Consider the following 16,337-nt stretch of genomic DNA (forward strand, 5'->3'; position numbering starts at 1 on the left):
CGGTTTTGATTTTTGCGCTGCGGTTGAGAAAACCGATCCTGAATACGCCGATGAAATTCAGGCCGAAGGTCACGACGATCGCTCCGGTGACGATGTTGACGATGGTTTTATACCGCAGCAGCAGCCCGCCGATTGCCGAGGCAAGCGCCCCGAGCGCGACAAACACGGCCGTGAAACCGAGCACAAAGCCGAGCGCGTTGACAAAGACCTTGCTTTTCTTGCTTTCCGCGTCCGCCTCGGCGCGTTCGCCGTTTCCTCCCGCAAAATAGAGAAGATAGACCGGGATCATCGGCAATATGCACGGCGAGATGAAGGTAATGACGCCCTCAAGGAATGAGATCAGATACTGCATGGCTCACCTCGCAGGTTTTTACAGTACAGCCGCTTTGATGAAATACGGGAATAATAAATGAAACGATAAATGTCTTCACGATGCTTATGTAGGCCGGAAATCCGGCATTAAGCGAGCAGCGCGAGAATATCCGCCTTGGGCCTTGCGCCGATCGAGGAAGCGGTCAGTTTTCCGCCCTTGAAGACGAGCAGCGTCGGGATGCTCATCACACGATACTGCATGGCGAGATCGCCTTCTTCATCCACATTGACCTTGCCGACTTTGATGTCGGTATGCTCATCCGCGATCTCGTCTACGATCGGCGAGACCATGCGGCACGGGCCGCACCACGGCGCCCAGAAATCGACGAGGACGGGAACGCTGCTGTTGATGACCTCATCGACGAAATTATCTTTGTTTAAAACTACGACTGACATTTTTAACGACTCCTTTCGGGAATATGATTATGAATCGATTGTATCATTCTGTCGAAGAAAGAAATGTGACCTGGTCACAGAGGAACTCATTTTTTCAGGCCGCCGAACGAAAATCCCGACAAAATGTTGGTATCGAATGAAAAGTTCAGGTTTTTGCGCTCGCGGTCGCGTTTGAACGCCAACGCGATTATTTTATCCAAAAGTTCGCGATAATGCAGGCCGGCCGCCTCCCAAAGATAAAAAGACAGAGAACCCGGGATGGTATTCAGCTCATTGACATAGATTTCGCCGGTTTTCGCGTCGGTCAGAAAATCGACGCGCGCGACGCCTGCGCAGCCGAGCGCTTTAAAGGCGCCGACGGCGTATTTTTGAATCAGCCCGGTCTGCCCTTCGGGAAGATCGGCGGGCAGTTTGCGGGTCTGTCCGCTCATGCCCTTTTGACCGCTCATGTATTTGTCGCCGTAGGATAAGATCGCATCGTTGCCGACCGGTTCTTCGCAGGGGCTTGCGGCGGCTTCGTAGACGTCGCCGAGCACCGAGCAGTTGATCTCGCGCAGATTTTCGACCGCGTTTTCAATCATCACCCGGCTGCAAAGCAAAAAGCAGTCGTCGATGGCGGCGGCGAGATCTTCGCGGTTTTTAACCTTATAAACGCCCACGCTCGAGCCGAGATTGACCGGCTTGACAATGATCGGGTAACGGTGATTTTTTTCAATCAAATCGAGCAGATTTTCGCGCTCGGCAGCCCAGCGGTCGGCGTAAAAATCGGTCGCGTCAAGCACCGGAATTCCCTTCGCCTTTAAAATATCTTTGGTAATCAGTTTATCCATGCTGTTGGCCGCCGAGAGCACATCGCACCCGCAGTAGGGCAGGTCGAGCAGATTCAAAAAGCCCGCGAGCGTCCCGTCTTCGACGTTGGTGCCGTGCACGATCGGAAACGCCGCGTCGACGTTCATGCAAAACGGTTTTTTCAGTCCCTTTTTCTCGCCCTCCAGAAAGACCGTGTCTCCTTTGCGCACAAAAGCCACTCGCTCCGAATTTTGTAACAGGGCGGGGATGTCCTTGAAGCAGTCGATCTCGCACATCGCGGGCGAGGTGTAAAACTCGCTTTTTTTGGTGATGTAAAGCGGGATGATCTCGTATTTTTCTTTGTCAAGCGATTGGATGGCCTGGACGGCGGTGATGACCGAGATCTCATGTTCGACGCTCTTTCCGCCCATGATGACGCAGAGATTGATTTTCATTGACAGTACCTCCGGTTAGTCGTAAGATTCAGTAAAAATCAGTATTTAATAATTGTCGGGTAAATCGTTTTCGAGCAATACAACCGCTTTTTGCGAGGCGTAACGGTTGAAGATTTCTTTGGCTTCTTTGAAGGTTTCGACGCGGATGATTTTATCTTTGGCAAGTCCCGCGGCGATCGCGCCGTCGTAAATGGCGTCAGCCCGTTTTCCGCCGACCAAAATCAGCAGATCGCAGACCTTTGCGGCGTTTTCTCCGAGCCGGTAATTTTCTTTGTCCTCTTTGGCGCCGAGTTCGACCATGCCGGGCGTGACGGCGATTTTCATCGCGTCAAACCACGAAAGCGCCTCCAACGCGGCGGCGGCTCCCGCCGGGTTGGAATTATAGGCGTCGTCGATGACGGTCAGTCCGAACGGGTTTTTGTGCATCTCAAGCCGGTGGGGAACCGGTTCGAGCTTGGCGATTGCTCCGGCGGTCTTCTTCGGGTCGAGGCCGAATTCGGCGCAGACCGCGACCGCGGCGAGGATGTTGATGACGTTGTGGCGGCCGAGCAGTTTGGTATGTACGTCGAATTCGCCGCCGGGATGATGAATCGTAAACCTGATGCCGTTTTGATCGGCTTTGATGCCGTCCGCCCGGAAATCGAGCCCTTCGGCCTCCAACCCGTATTTAATGGTCTTGGCCTTCGAACCGTGCGCAGAGATATAGGGGTTGTCGTAATTTAAAAACATCGTCCCGCCGGCCTGTTCGACCGCGTCGGCGAGTTCGAATTTTGTGGAGATGATATTTTCAAGCGACCCCATGGTCTTGAGGTGCTGTTCGCCGATGGCGGAGATCACGCCGAACACGGGATTGGTCAGGCGGCAGAGCTCGGCGATATCGCCGACGCAGGCGGCGCCCATCTCGGCGACAAAGACTTCGGTGGTGGCCCTGAGGTCATCGTTGATGACTTTGGCGACGCCCATGGGTGTATTCTTGCTCTCGGGGGTGATCAGCGTGTTAAAGTGCTCGGAGAGCAGCCGTCCGAGGATATATTTCGTGCTTGTTTTGCCGTAACTTCCGGTAATTCCGATGGTGACGGCGTTGCTGTCCGCGAGTTTTCGCTGCGCCATCTTGAAATATTTATTGTAAATCATCTTATCGATCGGCGTGTTCAGCCCGAGCGACAAAAACAACAGCAGGGGCCCCGCGGCACAGAGCGAACCGGTCAAAACGATTGCCCCGCGGTGCGGAATCAAAAAATAGGCGCCGATCATCGCCGCAAGCGGGAAGAATAAAGCCGTGCCGAACAGGCGTTTCGCCCGTGCCGTGAAGTCCAGCGGCTTTTTGGCCTTCGGCGCTTTGAAAACCAGCAGGAAAACGCCGAAGAAAATCGCAAGCAGAAAAGCGGCGAGGGCAAAAGAGAGGTTTTTGTCCGGCCTGAGTTCGATTAAAATCGTGACCAAATCGGCTGCGACAAGTAAAATCAGGTTCGGGATCAGCTTTTTGAAGTTGCGTTTCAGCCAGTCCAGATAGCGTTCCGGGCGATAGGAAGAGAGCTGCAGCATATGCAGATGAAACCGCACGTTGAACGCGCAGGTTGCTCCCATCGCGAGGCAGGCGCTCACATAGACGATTTTTGCCGCCAAATTCATGATGAACCTCTCTGTCAATTCAAAATAAAATACCGCAGCGCCGCCGTGAATTCGGGCAGTTTACGCAAAAAGGCGTAGTGGTCGCAGTCCTTATAGACGATCAATCCGGCGTCGGGGATCAGTTTTTTCATCTTTTCGCCGTCCGAAAGCGGCGTCGCGGTGTCTTTGTCGCCCCAGAAAAGGAGCGACGGGACGGCGATGTTTCTGAGCCGGTCGGAGATATCCTGCGAAAGCACCGCCGACATGGTCCGCTTCATCATCGGCGAGGCCTTTTTATAATCCTCGGAGCCGTATTCGGAGGGGTCGAAAACCTTTGAAAACGGCTTGCCGATCACGGGAGCGTTCAAAAGCTTCTTTCCGGTTTTAAAAAAGAACCGCTTGATGTAAAATCCGGGCTTGTGTTTCGCGGGGATCCCGGTGCTGCTGACGAGCACGAGTTTCGAGAGGTTTTGATAACCGCGTCCCGCAAGCGCAAGCGCGGTCTTTCCGCCGTTGGAGTGCCCGCACAAAATCGGTTTTTCGAGGCCGAGCGCGGCGATAAAGTGTTCGGCGAAGTCGGCGAAATCGTCCGAGTTAAAAGGCCTTTTCGGTTCTTCGCTCTCGCCGAAGCCCGGCAGATCGACCGTGATCGCGCGGCAGCAGTCCGAAAGGCGGTCCGCGACGGGTTTGAAGGTGCTTCGGTCGACGCCCCAGCCGTGCAGGAATAAAACAGGTCTGCCCGTACCGGCGCTGTCGTATCCGATTTCAAGACCGTCGACCGAAATTCTCATAAAACTCCTTTCGTGCCCGCGATATTTAGTACATTATACCATGCGTGCGTACGGCAGTCAACGACGGACAGGCGGGGCGGAAACTGAAATATTCGACGCAAATCCCGTAAAAGTCGGTTTGAACCCTTGTTATTTTTCGGTTGGTTTGTTATAATGTGTCCATCATACTGGGGGAGGATGGTTTTCTTGGTCCCCGATGGAAACAGTATGAACGAATCAGCGGGACAGTATTATTTCAGGCGAATCAAACCGGTTCGCTTGTAAGCAAACGGAGGAAAACCCTTTTATGGCAAATAAAGCGGAGATACAGACAAGACAGCTGCTGTTTTCGTTGTTTGACGAGGGCAGCGCCATGGAGATCGGCGAACCGGCCGCGGGCGGCGAAAGCGGCGTTTTGGCGGCATGGGGAACCGCGGACGGCAACCCCGTGTTCGCGTTCGCGCAGGACAGCGGGACGATCGGCGGCGCCTTCGGCGCTGCGGCGGCTGAAAAAATCTGCAAAATCTATGACCTGGCCGCGAAAAACGGCGCTCCGGTCGTCGGGATTTTCGACAGCAAAGGCGTTCGCATAGCCGAAGGCGGCGAAGTCCTTTCGGCGCTCGGAAAGTTTATGAACAGCGCCAACACCCTCTCGGGCGTGGTCCCGCAGATCGCGGTGGTCACCGGAACCTGCGGCGGCTCGATGGCGATGATCGCCGGATGCGCGGACGCGCTCGTCCTGTGTGAAGACGCGCAGTTGTTTTTGACGCCGGACGATTTGATCAAAGCCGCGCAGCCCGACTATAAACCCGCAAAGAGCAGCGTGACCGCGGCAAAAAACGGCACCGCGGCGCTTGTGGAAAAAGACGCTTTATCGGCGGTTGCGGCAGCGAAAAAGCTGCTTTCTTATCTCCCGTCCAACAATCTGGACGTACCTCCGGTTTTTGATTTCAGCGAACCCGCCGCGGGTCTTGCTGACGCGGACAGTTTTTATGAGCTCTATGCCGATTACGGGACGACCGCAAAGGTCGGTTTCGCCGCCATCGGCGGACAGAGCGTGGGCCTTGTCTCGGCCGCAAAGGACGAGAAGGGTTATATTCATACCTGCGGCGCAAAAAAGATCGCGCGTTTCGTGCGGCTGTGCGACGCCTATTCGATTCCGGTCGTTTCGCTCATCGACACCGACGGTTTCGCGCCGGACGGCGAAAGCGAGGCAAGGGGCGCGATCACAAGCGCGGCTGCGCTGTCTCAGGCCTATGCGGAAGCGACCTGCGCCAAGATCGCGGTCGTCACCGGAAGAGCCGTCGGCCCCGTTTATATCGCGGCCTGCGGCAAATCGGCCAACGCGGATATGGTGTTCGCCTATGAAGATGCGGTCATCAGCCCGGTCAACCCCGACGCGGTTTTGATCATCAACGACCCGCAGCTGCTCGACAACTGCAAGAGCGAGGCGGAACGCAAAGCGGTCTATGCGGCGTATGCAAAAGAAAAGCTCGGCGCGAAAGCTGCGGCTTCCTCCGGTCTGGTCGATGCTGTCGTAACACCGGCAACCGTACGCGGGCAGGTGCTCTCGGCGCTGTCGATGTTGTCCGGCAAACGGGTCAGCCGCCTGCCCAAGAAGCACGCCGCCAATCTGTTATAAAAAATAGCCGAGTCAACGGTTGAAATACTATTTTATTGATTAGGAGAAAACAATATGAAAAACCTGAAGATAACCGTCAACGGAAAAACTTATGACGTCGCCGTCGAAGAAGTAGGAACTTCTTCTGCTTCTGTTTCCGCACCGGCACCCGCCGCCGCACCTGCCGCAGCGCCTGCGCCTGTCGCCGCAGCCGTCCCCGAAAAAGAATCCGCTCCGGCCGCAGCGTCTGTGCCCGCCGCGCCGGTCGTCGCCGGCGGTAAACCCGTTCTTTGCCCGATGCCCGGTACGATCGTCAACGTGATGGTCAAGCCCGGCGACGCCGTGAAAAAAGGCAATGTGCTGTTGATTCTCGAAGCGATGAAGATGGAAAACGAAATTCAGGCGGCCGCCGACGGCACCGTCGCAAGCGTGGAAGTGCAAAAGGGCGACAACGTCAACGCGGACGACGTCCTGCTCACCATCGCTTAAAAGCCAAATGATAAAGGAACGGATAAAAAAATGGCTAAAAAAATACTGATTACCGACCTGACGCTGCGCGACGCCCACCAGTCGCTGCTCGCGACCCGCATGAGCACCGAAGAGATGCTTCCGGTCATGGAACTGATGGACAAAGTCGGCTTTTATTCGATGGAGGTCTGGGGCGGCGCGACGTTTGACGCCTGCCTGCGCTTTTTAAACGAGGACCCGTGGGACCGCCTGCGCGTGATGCGCAAACAGATGCCGAACACCAAACTGCAGATGCTTTTCCGCGGACAGAATATGCTGGGTTACCGGCATTACGCCGACGACGTCGTTGAGTATTTCGTCCAAAAGTGCGTTTCAAACGGCATCGACATCATCCGCATCTTCGACGCGCTCAACGACATCCGCAATCTGAAGTGCTCCATCGCCGCCGCCAAAAAAGAGAAAGCCCACGTCCAGGGCGCGATCTCCTATACGACCGGCGAGGTCTTCACGATCGACTATTACGTCAAATACGCCAAACAGCTTGAAAACGAGGGCGTGGACTCCATCTGCGTCAAAGATATGGCCGGACTGCTGACCCCGTATTTCACCTATGATCTGGTCAAAGCGCTCAAAGAGACCGTCAAAGTCCCGATCCAGCTGCATTCGCACTATACGGCGGGCCTTGCCTCCATGTCGCTTTTAAAGGGCATCGAAGCGGGCGCCGACATCATCGACACGGTCATGTCGCCGCTTGCGCTGGGCACCTCCCACGCGCCGACCGAGAGCATGGTCGCCGCGCTCGCGGGCACTCGGTACGACACCGGGCTGGATCTGGTCAAAATGAATCCGGTCAAGGACCATTTTGCCGACCTGCGCGCCGACTATATCAAGAGCGGCCTGCTCGACCAGAGAATGCTCGGCGTCGACGCCAACGCGCTGCTCTATCAGGTGCCGGGCGGAATGCTCTCGAACCTCGTCAAGCAGCTTGCCGACGCAAAAAAATCCGATAAACTCGCCGACGTGCTCAATGAAGTCCCGCGCGTGCGCGCCGATTCCGGTTTCCCGCCGCTGGTTACGCCGACTTCCCAGATTGTCGGAACGCAGGCGGTCTATAATATCATCATGGGCGAACGCTACAAGACCGTCACCAAAGAATTCAAGGCCATGGTCAGGGGCGAATACGGCAGAACGCCGATGCCGATCTCTCCGGAGTTTTCGAAAAAGATTCTCGGCGACGAAAAGCCGATCACCTGCCGTCCCGCCGACCTGCTCAAGCCCGAGCTCGAGACCATCCGCACACAGGTCGCGAAATGGTCGATTCAGGACGAGGACGCGCTGACCTATGCCCAGTTCGACCAGGTCGCGGTCAAGTTCTTCGAACAGCGCCGCAACAAGATGCACGGCGTCGACGGCGAGCACTTTGACCCCGCGAACAAGACCCATATCGTATAATAAAGCAAACCTGAAATAAAACCGAAAGGGGTGTCGGTCCGGTGAAACTCATCAACGTCGGATTCGGAAATCTCGTGGCGGCCGAGCGCATCGTCTCGATCGCCGGATTCGACACGCAGCCGGTCAAGCGGCTGGCGCAGGACGCTAAAGCCGAAGGCCGGCTGGTCGATACGACTTACGGGCGCAAGACCAAAGCCATCATCCTGACCGACAGCGGTTACGTCATCGCCTCCGCGCTGCAGCCCGAGACCATCGCGGGCCGCATCTCGGGAACGGATGTCCGAAAGGAAGACGAAACATGAGCAAAGGGCTTGTGATCGTCCTCTCCGGCCCCGCCGGAAGCGGAAAGGATACGCTGTTAAACCGGTATTTCAAATTCGGCTCCGCGAAAAAGACCGTTTCGGCCACGACGCGCCCGATGCGGCACAATGAGACCGACGGCAGGGATTATCACTTTTTTACGCGCGAACGGTTTGAACAGGCGATCAAAGCCGGTGAGCTGCTCGAATACACCGAATACGCCGGCAATTATTACGGGACTCTTTACAGTGAGATCAACCGAATCACCGCCGCCGGAGACGACGTGATCTTAAAAATCGAGGTCGAGGGCGGGCAAAACGTGAAGAAGCGGTTTCCCGGCGCCGTCATGGTCTTCACCTTCCCGCCGAACGCCGATATTTTGGCTTCCCGGCTGAAAAGCCGCGGCACCGAGGACGAAGAGACCGTCAAAAGACGGCTTGCGGCGGCCGAAAAAGAGATCGAAATCGCGAAAAAGACCTATGACTATCTGGTCATCAACGACGATGCCGACGACGCGGCCAAAAATTTTGCGGATATCATTACTGCCCGGCATGCCGCGATGTCCGAAAATATCGATTTTATGAACGAGGTAAGAGACGATGTCAAAAATCATTTCATTTGATCCGGAAAAATACTCAAAAAGCCGCTATTCCACCGTCATCGGCGTCGCCAAACGCGCCCGCGAGATCGCCGAAAGAGCGGCCGAGGAAAAAGAAGTTCTGACCGAAAAAACAGTCAAAACCGCGATGGTGGAACTCATCGAGGGTAAATACAAAATCGTCACGGTCGAAAAAGCAGACGGGGATAACGACGGAGACGACCGCTCGGACGAATAATCCGTCCGGGAGATATAGCCGTGCCGTCGGTGGTTAAAGTCGCGGTTGAGGGACTCCTGTACAGCTACGACCGGGTATTCGATTATCTTTATTCGCTTGAGCCCGAACTTCCCGCAGCTCCGGGCTGCCGGGTCAAAGTCGGATTCGGAAAAGGCAGTTCTCCCAAGACGGCGATGATTCTCGAAGTCGCCTCGGAGAGCGGGGAAAAAGAGCTCAAACCGGTCAAAGCGCTGATCGACGCGCAGCCGGTTCTGACGCCCGAACAATTGGAATTGGCCGTCCGCGTGGCCGAAAGGACGTTCTGCCCGATTTACGACGCGATCAAACTGATGCTGCCGTCGGGCCTCGGATTTTACGATAAAATTACATATACCAAAAAGACAGACCGGGATCCGCAGTCCTATGACGAACCGCAGAGGTCTGTTTTGTCGTATCTGGGAGACAAATCCGTCAGCGCGCAAAAACTGAAAAAAGAGACCGGCGTCGGCTCCGAAACGCTGGAGATCATGACGCGCGAAGGGTTGATCGAGAGCAGCGTCAAAACGGCGCGAAAAGTCGGCGACAAGACGGTAAAACTGCTGTCGCTCGGAAGCGAAAGGCCCAAACGCCTCTCCGCCAAACAGGCGGCGGTGATCAAATATCTTGAAGAAAACGGCGAGAGCGCCGCAAAACAAGTGAGTTATTACACCGGCGCATCCGCCGCGACGATCAACACCCTGATCGGAAAAAACGCGGTCGCCGCCAACGAACAGCTCTGCTATCGGGAGTCGTATGAGTCCGCCGAGCGGATTGACCCCGATTCGTTTATCTTAAACGAAGACCAGCAAGCGGCATTTGACGAACTTTCGGCGCTTGCCCCCGGTGCCAATGCTTTATTATTCGGCGTGACCGGCAGCGGCAAGACGATGGTCATTTTAAAACTGGTTCAAAAAACGCTCTCCGAGGGCAGATCGGCGCTGCTGATGGTGCCCGAGATCCTGCTCACGCCGCAGTTCACGAAACTCTTTACCGGCTGCTTCGGAAAACGGGTCGCGGTGCTGCACAGCGGTCTTTCCGAGGGGGTCCGGCTCGACGAATACCGCCGCATCAAAAGCGGCGAGGCCGATCTCGTGATCGGGACCCGCTCGGCGATTTTCGCGCCGCTCGAAAACATCGGTTTCATCTCGATGGACGAGGAGCAGGAGAGCGCTTACAAATCCGAATCCAGCCCGCGCTACGACGCCGGAGAAGTCGCCGCGATGCGCGCGAAGACCCACGGCGCGCTGTTTCTTCGGTCGTCCGCGACACCGTCCATCCGCACCTGGCACGCGGCGCAAAACGGAAAGATCAAACTCGTCAAACTCGGCGCGCGGTATGCGGGCGCGCGGCTCCCCCCGGTCAAACTGATCGACATGCGCGACGAGCCGCCGGTGACGCCGGGCGGCGTTTTGGGGGAGACACTTTTAAACGCGCTGAAAAATACGCGTGACAACGGGCGGCAGTCGGTGTTATTATTGAACCGGCGGGGGCACGATACCATTGTAATCTGCTACGACTGCGGCGAAGTTTTAAAGTGCCCGCACTGCAGCGTCGCCCTGAATTACCACACGGCCAACGGCCGCCTGATGTGCCACTGCTGCGGCTACAGCACCGCCGAGATGACCTGTCCCAAATGCGAAGGGAAACGAATGCGGTATCTCGGCAGCGGCATTCAGAAAGTTGAGACGGAGTTATCGCAGCTTCTCCCCGAAGCGAAAGTTTTGCGCATGGACACCGATACCACCGTGACTCACGACGCCCATGACAAATTGTTTACCAACTTTAAAAACGGGGAATATGACATTTTGATCGGCACCCAGATGGTCGCAAAAGGCATCGACTTCGAAAATGTCACGCTGGTCGGAGTGCTGAACGCCGAGCAGGGGCTTTTCTCCGGCGACTATAAAGGCGCGGAACGCACTTTTTCGCTGCTGACGCAGGTGGTCGGGCGCTGCGGGCGCGGGCGCTATAACGGCGAGGCGGTCATCCAGACCTATCTGCCCGAAAATCGCATTTTCGAATACGCCCGCAATCAGGATTACGAGGCGTTTTACAACGACGAGATCGAACTCCGCCGTCAGCTGCTGCACCCGCCGTTTTGCGATCTCTGTCTGATCGGCGTCAGCGGCGAAAACGAAAAAGAGACCGCGAAAGCCGCCGAAGCGTTTTTGGAACTGGTCAGGAATAAGACCGCCGGAACCGGATTCCCGGTCAGGGCATACGGCCCGGCTCCCGCGGAAACCGCGCGCGCGGCCAATCGGTACCGTTTCCGCCTGACTTTGAAATGCCGAAACACGAAGGGTTTTCGGGAGATTATCGGACAGGCGCTGAAGGATTTTTCAAACGCGCACCGGCGCGACGCGATCACCGCTTTCGCGGATATGAACCCCGAACAGTATTATTAAGCAAGGGCGCGGGCCCGAAGATTTTATTTCGGAATGAGGAAAAGAAATGGCAATCAGAAAAGTCGTTTTGGACGGCGACGAGATGCTTTCAAAAATCTGCCGGCCGGTGGAAAAATTCGACGAACGCCTTGCGACGCTGATCGAGGATATGAAGGATACGCTGATTTCGGAAAACGGCGTCGGGCTTGCCGCGCCGCAGGTCGGTGTGCTGAAGCGCGTATTCATCATCAATACGGGTGAGGAAATCCGGGAATTCATCAATCCCGAGATCATCAGCCGCGACGGCGAACAGCGCACGGCGGAGGGCTGCCTCTCCTGCCCGGGCCTTTGGGGCGTCACGGTGCGCCCGAAGAAGATCGTCGGGAAAGCGTTCGACTTAAAGGGCAATGAATTCGAATTCACCGGCGAGGATTTGATGGCAAAGGCGTTCTGCCACGAAAACGACCACCTGAACGGCATTTTGTTCAAAGAGCGGGTCATCGAGTGGCTGGAAAGAGACGAGAATAAATAGCGCAAGGGGCGATTGCAGCGGGTCGCGCCCGTATCGTCCCTGCTTCCCGGGGAGGAATTCTATGAGAATCTTGTTCATGGGCACGCCCGAATTCGCCGCGGCGTCGTTTGAAAAACTCGCGGATGAATTTGAGGTTGCCGCCGCGATTTCCCAGCCGGACAAGCCGAAGGGCAGGGGCTATGAACTGCTGCCGACGCCGGTCAAAATCGCGGCGCAAAAGCGCGGAATTCCTGTCTGCCAGCCGGCTTCGGTGCGCACGCCCGAATCCGCGGAGCTGATCCGGGGGCTGCGTCCCGACCTGATTGTCGTGGTAGCTTACGGCAAGATTCTGCCGGTTGAACTTTTAAATATCCCGCCGCTCGGCTGCATCAATCTGCACGGCTCTCTGCTGCCGAAATACCGCGGCGCCGCCCCGATCGAGTGGGCGGTCATCAACGGCGAAAAGACGACCGGTTTGACTACAATGTATATGGCGGCGGGCATGGACGACGGTGATATGATCTACAAAACAGAGACCGAAATCGGCGAGAACGAGACCGCGGGGCAGCTGCGAAACCGGCTCGCCGTCATCGGCGCGGACCTGCTGGCGAAGACGCTGCGCGATCTTCAAAACGGACCGCTTCCGGGAACGCCGCAAAATCACGCGGAGGCGACTTTCGCGCCGCTGATCAAAAAAGAGCTCGGGAAACTCGATCCGACAAAACCGGCACCTCAAGTGCACAACCTCGTGCGCGGGCTCTCGCCGTCTCCGGGTGTGTTTTTCACCGTCGGCGGCCAACGGATAAAATTATTGAAAACCGCCTATATTGCCGATATGAGCGGCGCGCCGGGCACGGTTACGCTGAAAAACGGCGCGCTGTATCTGTTTTGCGGTACGGGCGCGGTACGGCTCGACGAGCTCTGCCCCGAGGGCAAAAAGCCGATGACCGGCGCGGCCTATTACTACGGGCACCGGTTTGAACAAGTCGACAAATAGACAATAGACAAAGAATCCATAAACGATAACCGGGAGCAAAGGCGCGTATCGTCAGATAGGCGCTTTTTTTATTGAAAGATATTTACAAAAGCCGGAAAAAGTGGTATTATCTGCATGTTTTTGGGAGTTTTCAATAAAATTACAAAAAGTCACCGCAAACAAAAAAACCGATTGACAAATTGATGAAATATTACTATCGCAGCGCGTGCGGTAAAAACGGAGCAGCAAAAAAGTGAGTTTTTTTAAATAATGAAACGGAGGCCTTGAGATGAAACGGTTTTTTGCGGCAGTTCTGGCAATGGGGTTGGCGGTTGCGTGTTTGTTCGCAGCGCCGCTCGGAGCGGTACCGGTTAAGGATGCGGGAAGCGCGAAGGCAGCTTCGGGCCCTGATCTGAACGGCGGGATCTGGGATGGAAGCATTGCCGCGGGATTTGCAAGCGGCACGGGAACGGATGCGGATCCCTATATCATCGCGACTGCGCCTCAGCTGGCGTTTTTGGCGGGCAGCGTCAACGACGGAACGACATACAGCCAAAAATATTTCAAACTGATCAGCAACATTGTGTTGAACGATACGTCAAATTGGACGAATTGGAGCACGGCTGCCCCGGCGAACAGCTGGTCGGCGATCGGCTTTAATTACGAACACTCTTTCCAGGGTAATTTTAACGGGGACGGGCATACGATCAGCGGAATTTATATCAACAAAACGGAGAATTATCAAGGTCTGTTCGGGTATTTCAGCGCCGGCGCAAGCGTGTCAAATCTCGGCGTCATCAGCAGTTTCATCAAAGGAAATGCGTATACAGGCGGTATCGCGGGATATGCCAATGCCATTGAAAACTGCTGGAACACAGGGTCGGTCGCCGGGGACGCGTATACCGGCGGAGTGGCGGGATACGTTGATTCGTGCCCCGTCAGCAGCTGTTATAATACGGGAAAAGTCACCGGATCTGAAAATGTGGGAGGAGTGGCGGGATGGCTTGAGTACAGCGATGCCGACAATTGCTACAACACGGGAGAAGTTACCGGGACAGATAAATATGTCGGCGGTATCGCCGGATCCGCGAAAGGCAGCGTAATGACCGATTGTCACAACGAAGGAAAAATCAGCGGAGTTTCTCATATCGGGGGCATGGCCGGAAAAACCGACGGCGGCCTTATTAAAAATTGTTACAATGCGGGGCTGATTATCGCATCCGACCTTTATGCGGGCGGCATTGCGGGGCATTTATACAACCTCGGTTTTGCCGTCGGCTGTTATAACAAAGGGCAAATCGGCGGAGCCGGCTGTGTCGGCGGTATAGCGGGTTATGTGCAGGTCAGCACCGTTGAAAATTGTTATAACACGGCGACCGTCGGCGGCAACTCCAAAGTCGGCGGCGCTGCGGGTTATTCCGAAGACGGAACGATCCGCAAGTGTTATAACGACGGATTGATCATCGGGAGCAGCGAAACCGGCGGCGCTGCGGGAAATCTTTTAAGAGGGAAAATTGTCAGCTGTTACTATTTGTCGGGCACGGCTTCCGGCGGAATCAACGGGGCGGACGTTTCGGGTCAGGCAGCGGTTCTGACCGATGCGCAGATGAAGGTTCAGGAAAACTTTGTCGGCTGGGATTTTGAATATGACTGGTTTATCGACGCGCGGTATCAATATGCTGACGGAACTTCCGGCGGATATCCTCAGCTGCAGGCGTTCGGCAATTTTTCAACAATTTCATCCAGCGCGGTATGGACCGGCTCAACGGATACCGTTTGGTCGGGCAGCGGCACCGAAGCCGATCCCTTTTTGATCACTTCCGCCGAGGAATTGGCGGGACTGGCCGAAACCACAAACGGCGGAACGGATTACAGCGGGGAATTTTTCAAACTCACAACGGATATCACGCTCAACCAATATGAGGCGTTTCTATACTGGCAGCATACGGCAGCGGAGTGGACGCCCATCGGGATTGGGAATTATTTTTACGGTTCTTTTGACGGTGACGGACATCAGGTCAGCGGAATCTATATCGATAACGTGCTTCAATTTGAAGGTCTGTTCGGATATATAGTTGAGGGAAGCGTGAAAAACCTGCAAGTGACCGATAGTTACATCAAAGGTTATAAAAATGTCGGCGGCGTTGCGGGAGAAATCAGTTACAGCACCGTCAGCAGCTGCGGCAACACGGGAGCGGTCAGCGGTATCGAAGAAGTCGGAGGCGTACTGGGCTACACGGATTGGGACAGCACCGTCAGCGGGTGTTTTAATACGGGCGCTGTTTCCGGAAGCAACTATGTCGGCGGTGTGGTCGGCAACAGCAACGGCATCTTCAGCGATGGTTATAACACGGGAGCGGTCAGCGGTATGGATTACGTCGGCGGCGTTTCCGGCTATAACGGCAACGAAGCCACTGCTTGTTATAATACGGGAACGGTCAGCGGATATACTTACGTCGGAGGTCTGTTCGGTTTGAATTACGGGGATCTCAGCTTCGGTTATAATACGGGAGCGGTTCACGGCGATTCCTATGTCGGCGGCCTGGCGGGATTTAATACTTATTATATTTATGATTGTTATAATGCGGGGCCGGTCACCGGAACCGTCGAATATACCGGCGGTGTGGCAGGGGAAAATACCAGCGAAATCAGCGATTGCTATAACATTGGGTCCGTTGAAGGCGTCAACGGTACCGGCGGTGTGACGGGCTATAATTATTACAGAATCATCAATTGCTACAACACAGGCGCGGTCAGCGGGACAGATAATACCGGCGGTGTGGCGGGCGATATGGATGCCGCATCCACGATCTCAAGCTGCTATTATCTCACGGGAAAAGCGACAGGCGGTATCAAGGGAACCGATACTGCCGGCAAAGCGGAAGCGCTGACCGATGCGCAGATGAAACTGCAATCGAGTTTCGTCGGCTGGGATTTTACAACAACATGGGAATTCGGCGGAAGCGGCGCTCATTATAATTACCCGACGCTGAAAGACGTGGCGCAGATCAGTCTGGACCCGGTCACCGGCGTGACGATTTCGGATGAAAGCGCAACCCTGAACATCAACGGAACCAAACAGCTGACGGCGACGGTCGCCCCGGAGAGCGCGTTTAACAAAAACGTGACCTGGAGCAGTTCGGACAGTACGGTTGCGTCTGTTTCATCAAGCGGCTTTGTCACCGCTTTAAAAGCAGGGACTGCGGTGATCACCGTAACGACGTCAGACGGAGGATTCACCGACACCTGCGCGGTAATATCGCTGAATCCGGCGGATGAGGCGGTTTATACCTATTCAATCATTGATAATAAAGCCGTCATTACCGGATATACCGGCACCGCGTCGAGCGTAATTGTTCCGGCGTTCCTGGGCGGTTG

Annotated in this window: 15 protein-coding genes; 10 read left to right on the forward strand and 5 right to left on the reverse strand. The window is 55.5% G+C overall.

The window, feature by feature from the left end:
- The 5 genes from PKH29_10400 to PKH29_10420 form a co-directional block, all read right to left on the reverse strand.
- Positions 1-352, reverse strand: a 352-nt coding sequence (locus PKH29_10400) for a cytochrome c biogenesis protein CcdA (GenBank protein HNX15245.1), incomplete at its 3' end; no start/stop codon positions are given.
- A gap of 107 nt (positions 353-459) precedes the next feature.
- On the reverse strand, positions 460-768 hold the full coding sequence (trxA, locus tag PKH29_10405) for a thioredoxin (protein ID HNX15246.1): 309 nt from the start codon (positions 766-768) through the stop codon (positions 460-462).
- An 86-nt stretch (positions 769-854) separates the two neighbouring features.
- Positions 855-2,012 (reverse strand): D-alanine--D-alanine ligase family protein, encoded by a 1,158-nt coding sequence (locus PKH29_10410; GenBank protein HNX15247.1) that lies wholly within the window; start codon positions 2,010-2,012, stop codon positions 855-857.
- Positions 2,013-2,057: 45 nt separating this feature from the next.
- Complete coding sequence (murF, locus tag PKH29_10415) at positions 2,058-3,644, reverse strand: UDP-N-acetylmuramoyl-tripeptide--D-alanyl-D-alanine ligase (GenBank protein ID HNX15248.1); 1,587 nt, start codon at positions 3,642-3,644, stop codon at positions 2,058-2,060.
- A gap of 14 nt (positions 3,645-3,658) precedes the next feature.
- Positions 3,659-4,414: an alpha/beta hydrolase gene (locus tag PKH29_10420; GenBank protein ID HNX15249.1), complete on the reverse strand. Its 756-nt coding sequence runs from the start codon at positions 4,412-4,414 to the stop codon at positions 3,659-3,661.
- A 286-nt stretch (positions 4,415-4,700) separates the two neighbouring features.
- On the opposite strand from PKH29_10420, the gene PKH29_10425 reads away from it, so the two are divergent.
- The 10 genes from PKH29_10425 to PKH29_10470 all read left to right on the forward strand — a co-directional run.
- Entirely contained in the window at positions 4,701-6,035 is a 1,335-nt protein-coding gene (locus PKH29_10425; GenBank protein ID HNX15250.1) for a carboxyl transferase domain-containing protein, read from the forward strand.
- 54 nt (positions 6,036-6,089) lie between these two features.
- On the forward strand, positions 6,090-6,503 hold the full coding sequence (locus PKH29_10430; GenBank protein ID HNX15251.1) for a biotin/lipoyl-binding protein: 414 nt from the start codon (positions 6,090-6,092) through the stop codon (positions 6,501-6,503).
- 30 nt (positions 6,504-6,533) lie between these two features.
- Entirely contained in the window at positions 6,534-7,934 is a 1,401-nt protein-coding gene (locus PKH29_10435; GenBank protein HNX15252.1) for an oxaloacetate decarboxylase subunit alpha, read from the forward strand.
- 41 nt (positions 7,935-7,975) lie between these two features.
- Positions 7,976-8,236 (forward strand): DUF370 domain-containing protein, encoded by a 261-nt coding sequence (locus PKH29_10440; protein HNX15253.1) that lies wholly within the window; start codon positions 7,976-7,978, stop codon positions 8,234-8,236.
- Positions 8,233-8,856: a guanylate kinase gene (gene gmk, locus PKH29_10445; GenBank protein ID HNX15254.1), complete on the forward strand. Its 624-nt coding sequence runs from the start codon at positions 8,233-8,235 to the stop codon at positions 8,854-8,856. The genes PKH29_10440 and gmk overlap by 4 nt, the downstream gene beginning before the upstream one ends.
- Positions 8,834-9,070: a DNA-directed RNA polymerase subunit omega gene (locus tag PKH29_10450; protein ID HNX15255.1), complete on the forward strand. Its 237-nt coding sequence runs from the start codon at positions 8,834-8,836 to the stop codon at positions 9,068-9,070. Before gmk ends, PKH29_10450 begins: the two co-directional genes overlap by 23 nt.
- A gap of 20 nt (positions 9,071-9,090) precedes the next feature.
- A complete protein-coding gene (priA, locus tag PKH29_10455) occupies positions 9,091-11,493 on the forward strand; it encodes a primosomal protein N' (GenBank protein HNX15256.1) in 2,403 nt (800 codons plus the stop codon).
- Between the two features lie 46 nt (positions 11,494-11,539).
- Positions 11,540-12,004: a peptide deformylase gene (gene def / locus PKH29_10460; protein ID HNX15257.1), complete on the forward strand. Its 465-nt coding sequence runs from the start codon at positions 11,540-11,542 to the stop codon at positions 12,002-12,004.
- Between the two features lie 61 nt (positions 12,005-12,065).
- Positions 12,066-12,980, forward strand: coding sequence for a methionyl-tRNA formyltransferase (fmt, locus tag PKH29_10465; protein ID HNX15258.1), 915 nt, complete (start codon positions 12,066-12,068; stop codon positions 12,978-12,980).
- Between the two features lie 268 nt (positions 12,981-13,248).
- A partial coding sequence (locus PKH29_10470; GenBank protein HNX15259.1) for an Ig-like domain-containing protein occupies positions 13,249-16,337 on the forward strand: 3,089 nt, incomplete at its 3' end.

It is taken from the genome of Oscillospiraceae bacterium, from assembly GCA_035353335.1.
In the GTDB taxonomy this organism is placed as follows: Bacteria; Bacillota; Clostridia; order Oscillospirales; family JAKOTC01; genus DAOPZJ01.